The following is a 4808-nucleotide window of genomic DNA, read 5'->3' as shown; positions in this document are numbered from 1 at the left end:
GTGTCGGTGTGGGGGGACACGACGGCGTCGGGGTGGGCGTCGTCTTCGCCGGAACCGCGCCGCGGGCGCCGCTGCCCGCGACCGCCACCGCGACGACCCCTTCGCCGTCCGTGGAGGCGTACGCGCAGGCGGTGGCGGCCGCCGTCCCACTCGGCACTCCCACGAGGAGCCAGGTCAGTGCGAGCAGGGCCAACAACCGTATGGCGAGGGCGGATCGGGTCCGCTGGGGTCCGTGCACGACGGAGATCATCGGCGCTCACGCGCCCGCACACGCCCGAGCGCCGGGTGATTGCCCCGAACGGGGGACAAGGCACCCCCGTTACACGAGTCATCGCACAGCTCGTCACAGGTTCCGGAAAGAAATTTGTGCAGTGGTTGAACACACCTGCCACTTCCCTGCGTACCTAGGGCCATGAGCAGCGCGGCAGGGCGCTGCAAACACCCAAAGGATCACGGGGAGTTGACGATGAAGACCTCCTGGCGGAACGCCTCACTCGTAGCGACAGCTGCGTGCGTGCTGGCGCTCACGACGGCGTGCGGTCAGGAAGACGGCAGCGCGTCGAGCCAGAACGTGGGCGCCACCCAGCCCGCCGGCGGTATCGACCTGGGCGCCGGTGGTTCAGCCACCGGCTCCGGCTCCGGCTCCGGTGATCAGGAGCAGGAGCAGGAGGGTGCCTCGGCGCAGGGTGCTGCAGCGGGTCAACTGGCCGTGTGGAACAGCAAGAAGAACGGCAAGGTCCTCACCGACAGCGCCGGCTTCACCCTGTACCGCTTCGACAAGGACACGGCCGAACCGCCGAAGACGACCTGTGAGGGCGACTGCGCCACCACCTGGCCGCCCGTCCCGGCCTCCGGCGCCACGGCCGCCGGCGACATCGACAAGTCGCTGCTCGGCGAGGTGACCCGCCCCGACGGCACCAAGCAGCTGACGATCGGCGGCTGGCCCATGTACCGGTACGCCAAGGACGCCAAGGCCGGTGACATCAAGGGCGAGGGTGTGGGCGGCTCCTGGTACGCCTCGGCCCCGGACGGCAAGAAGGCCGCGGGCGGCGCGGACGACGCCGACGGTGGCGAGGTCGGCGAGGGTTCCGCCGAGGCGATCGGTGACCTGCCCGGTCTCTCGACCCGGAACGACCCCGAGCTCGGCGAGGTCGTCGTCGACAAGAACGGCATGACGGTCTACCGCTTCGAGAAGGACACGCCGTGGCCGATGAAGTCGGCGTGCGTCGGAGCCTGCCTGGAGAAGTGGCCGGTCGTCGCCCCGGTCGACGCCGCGGACACCAAGGGCATCGACAACAAGAACGACGGCCGAAGGGGCTACGTCGTCCTGAACCGTCCGGACGGACAGAAGCAGCAGAGCATCGACTGCTGGCCGCTCTACACCTTCGCGGGTGACAAGAAGCCGGGTGACACCAACGGCCAGGGCGTCGGCGGCACCTGGTACGCCATCTCGCCCGAGGGCAAGGCCCTCGGCAAGCCGAAGTAGACCTTTCCCCTCCCCAGGGAAGATCGCAGTACCGCAGCCGACCGAAGGAGGTGTTCGAGAGTCAGAAGTGCCGGATGCACAGAGCCAGGGCACAATCCCCGGTCCGCCCCCTCCGCACCGCACGGAGGGGGCGGACCACTTGGCGTGTCCGGGCACGCTCCGGATCGGACCGCACTCATTCCGTGAACGACTTCCCAGGGCGACAATTCGGCAGTTGCCGGAGGCAGTGCCATGGAACGGACGGTCAATTTCCGTTTGGGCTCGCCCCATTGGCGGGCGATCAGTAGCCTCAGCTCGAACACTGGATCGCCTACGCCACACCCTACGCGTTGGAGTGATAGATGGAGCGTCCCGCCTGGGCCCCGCGGAGCATCGACATCACGGTGCCTTCCGTGGCCCGCATCTACGACTACTACCTGGGCGGTTCGCACAACTTCGAGGTCGACCGGGAAGCGGCCCGCAGGGCCATGGAGTTCGTGCCCGGGTTACCCAAGATCATGCAGGCCAACCGGGCGTTCCTGCGCCGCGCGGTGCGGTACGCGGCCGGGGAGGGCATCACCCAGTTCCTGGACATCGGTTCCGGCATCCCCACCTTCGGCGGCGTCCACGAGGTCGCCCGGGCGGCCCGTCCCGGCGCACGCGTCGTGTACGTCGACCACGACCCGGTGGCCGTCGAGCACAGCCAGGCGCTTCTGGCGGACGACGAGGACACCGACGTGCTCGCGGCCGACCTCCGCAAGCCCCGGGAGATCCTCGACAGCGCCCAGGTGCGGGGCCTCATCGACCCGAACCGGCCGGTCGCGCTGCTCCTCGTTGCCATACTGCACTTCGTGGAGGACGCGGACGACCCGTACGGAGCGGTGGCGGAGCTGCGTGACGCGCTCGCGCCCGGCAGCCTGCTCGTGCTGTCGCACGCCGCGTACGAGGGGATCCCACTGCCACCGGAGCGGGCCGAGGGAGCGGTCGACGTGTACAAGGACATCCGCAACCCGCTGATCATGCGCACGCGCGACGAGATCGCGCGGTTCTTCGAGGGGTACGACATGGTGGAACCCGGAGTGGTGCCGCTGGCGAGCTGGCGGCCCGAGACGGCACCCGAGGACGAGGATCCGTACGCGTTCGGGGCGCTTGCCGGCGTGGGGCGTACGGCGTGACCGCGGGGCCGGACGGGCCGGAGGACAGACTGCGCCGGTTCGCGACGATCTGGAGCCGGGCGGTCTTCCCGGTGACCTCCACGTCGCTGACCCGGCCGGAGCTCGAGGAGCGGCTCCTGCCGCTCGCACGACGGTTGAGCGAGGCGCTGCGGGCCAGGGACTTCGACGCGGACGCGGGCAAGGAGGTCGGTGCCGCACTCGTCGACGCGCACTGCACCGACCCCGACGCCCTCAGCCACTCGCTCGACTGTGTGGACGCCTACCTGGTGCTGTACTGCGGCGAGGACGGCCCTCAGGAGGACCTGCGCGCCCGTTCCTCCCGGTTGCAGCACGCGATGGCCGCGGGATACGCGCAGGCGCTGCGGGAGCGGACACTGGCCGAGCAGGAGGCCATCGCCCAGGCCGCGCTCAACGCCCAGGGGGCGGTCGCCCTGGCGCTGCACGAGAGCGAGGCCCGCTTCCGCGCCGTCTTCGAGGGCGCCGCCATAGGCATCGGCATCGCCGATCTGGAGGGCAACATCCTTCAGGTCAACGGCGCGCTGCTGCGCATGTTCGGCGGCTCCGAGCACGCGGTGCGCGAACGCAACGTCCAGGACTGGACCCACCCCGAGGACGCTCCCCAGGTGTGGCGCCTGTACGAGGAACTGGTCCGGGGAGAGCGCGAGCACTACCACACGGAGAAGGCGTTCTACCGGCCTGACGGAACGGTTCTGTGGACCAACCTGACGGTCTCCCTCCTCAGGGACGCCGACGGTCAGCCCCGCTTCCAGCTGTTGCTCATGGAGGACACCACCGAGCGCCGCCTGCTCAACCTCCGTCTGCGCTACGAGGCCACGCACGACGCGCTCACCGGACTGCCCAACCGCACGCTCTTCTTCGAACGCCTGGAGAAGGCGCTCTCGGCGGGTGAGGGCCAGCGCTTCGGCCTGTGCTACCTCGACCTCGACGGCTTCAAGACCATCAACGACAGCCTCGGCCACGCGGCCGGCGACCGGCTGCTGGTGGAGATCGCCGACCGCCTCCAGTCCTGCGCCACCGCCCCCGGCGAGATGGTCGCCCGGCTCGGCGGCGACGAGTTCGTGGCGCTGACCACCGGGCCCGAGACCCAGCACGAGGTCGACGAGCTCGCCGACCGCATCATGAACGCGCTCGTCACGCCCGTCCGTATCGAGGGCCGCGAACTCCTCGTACGCGGCAGTGTCGGCATCGTCGAGGGCCCGGCGGGCGAGCGCGGCCCGGCGGAGGTGCTGCGCAGCGCGGACATCACCATGTACCGGGCCAAGTCGGCGGGCGGCAACCGCTACGAGATGGCCGACGCGGAGGCCGACGCCCGCGCCATCACCCGGCACGGGCTCACCACCGCCCTGCCCGCGGCCCTCGACCGGAGCGAGTTCTTCATCGAGTACCAGCCCCTGGTCCACCTCGGGGACGGCACCGTACGCGGCGCCGAGGCCCTGGTGCGCTGGCTGCACCCGCAGCACGGTGTCCTCGGGCCGGACCGCTTCATCCCGCTCGCCGAGCACACCGGGCTGATCGTGCCGCTGGGCCGCTGGGTGCTGGAGCAGTCGGTCCGCCAGGCCCGTGAGTGGCAGGAGCGGCACAAGGACAAGGTGGGCACGGGTCCTCTACGGGTCAACGTGAACCTGTCTCCCTGCCAGCTCACCCACCCCGGGCTCGTCCAGGACACGGTGGACATCCTGGAGCGGGCGGGCCTCGAACCGGACGCGCTCTGCCTGGAGGTGACGGAGTCGGCGTTGATCGGCGCCGACGACGAGGTCCTCAAGCCGCTGCGCCGGCTGGCCGAGATGGGGGTGGACATCGCCCTGGACGACTTCGGTACGGGCTACTCCAACCTGGCCAATCTGCGCCGCCTCCCGGTGAGCGTGCTCAAGCTGGACCGTTCCTTCACCCAGGGCATGCAGCAGTTCCCGGCGGATCCGGTCGATCTGAAGATCGTCGAGGGCATCGTCTCCCTCGCCCACGGGCTCGACCTCACGGTCACGGTGGAGGGCGTCGAGACGGGAGCCCAGGCCGAGCAGCTCCGTCTGCTCGGCTGCGACACGGCTCAGGGCTGGTACTACGCCCGTCCGGGCCCACCGGATCGGCTGCACGAGCTGGCGCTGGTGGACGCGACGGGCTGACCGCCCCGGGGTGGGGTTGTCTTCGCC

3 protein-coding genes and 1 pseudogene are annotated in these 4808 nt (G+C 70.3%); 3 read left to right on the top strand and 1 reads right to left on the bottom strand.

Annotation, left to right across the window (positions count from 1 at the left end):
• Positions 1-238: pseudogene (locus tag FNH08_RS44635) on the bottom strand (hypothetical protein); the annotation flags it as partial.
• A 228-nt stretch (positions 239-466) separates the two neighbouring features.
• Here FNH08_RS44635 and FNH08_RS44630 point away from each other — a divergent pair.
• The 3 genes from FNH08_RS44630 to FNH08_RS44620 all read left to right on the top strand — a co-directional run bounded on the left by FNH08_RS44630 (position 467) and on the right by FNH08_RS44620 (position 4781).
• Positions 467-1486, top strand: coding sequence for an SCO0930 family lipoprotein (locus tag FNH08_RS44630; protein WP_152777223.1), 1020 nt, complete (start codon positions 467-469; stop codon positions 1484-1486).
• A gap of 341 nt (positions 1487-1827) precedes the next feature.
• Positions 1828-2640 (top strand): SAM-dependent methyltransferase, encoded by an 813-nt coding sequence (locus FNH08_RS44625; RefSeq protein WP_152777222.1) that lies wholly within the window; start codon positions 1828-1830, stop codon positions 2638-2640.
• On the top strand, positions 2637-4781 hold the full coding sequence (locus tag FNH08_RS44620) for a putative bifunctional diguanylate cyclase/phosphodiesterase (protein ID WP_322726451.1): 2145 nt from the start codon (positions 2637-2639) through the stop codon (positions 4779-4781). The genes FNH08_RS44625 and FNH08_RS44620 overlap by 4 nt, the downstream gene beginning before the upstream one ends.
• Positions 4782-4808 lie beyond the last annotated feature (27 nt).

Origin of the sequence: Streptomyces spongiae (genome assembly GCF_009377185.1) — a bacterium.
GTDB lineage: Bacteria > Actinomycetota > Actinomycetes > Streptomycetales > Streptomycetaceae > Streptomyces > Streptomyces spongiae.
This window is presented reverse-complemented; position numbering and strand designations above follow the sequence as displayed.